This window comes from Desulfovibrio sp. 1188_IL3213, from assembly GCF_036763145.1.
Lineage (GTDB): Bacteria > Desulfobacterota > Desulfovibrionia > Desulfovibrionales > Desulfovibrionaceae > Desulfovibrio.
Genome location: NZ_JBAIYR010000742.1, coordinates 1 through 255, shown reverse-complemented (window position 1 = coordinate 255; position 255 = coordinate 1). Strand labels below are relative to the sequence as shown.

Genomic DNA, 255 nt, shown 5'->3' with positions numbered 1-255 from the left:
CAAGGAAGCCGAGCGGTCGACGCCGGAAGCGTATCAAAACATACGTGACCAGGGCGACCGTGAGGGCTGACGCCGCCAGAGCCGAAAAGGACCAAGCAGGGGCCTGTAGCTCAGGTGGTTAGAGCGCGCGCCTGATAAGCGTGAGGTCGAAAGTTCAAGTCTTTCCAGGCCCACCACTTATTCAGGAATACACCGGGGCTGTAGCTCAGCTGGGAGAGCACCGGCTTTGCAAGCCGGGGGTCGTCGGTTCGATCC

The 255-nt window shown here is 60.8% G+C and carries 1 tRNA gene; it reads left to right on the top strand.

Features of this window, described 5'->3' with window-relative positions:
• Nucleotides 1-99: 99 nt before the first annotated feature.
• A tRNA-Ile gene (locus tag V6C16_RS15050) sits at nt 100-176 on the top strand.
• Nucleotides 177-255 lie beyond the last annotated feature (79 nt).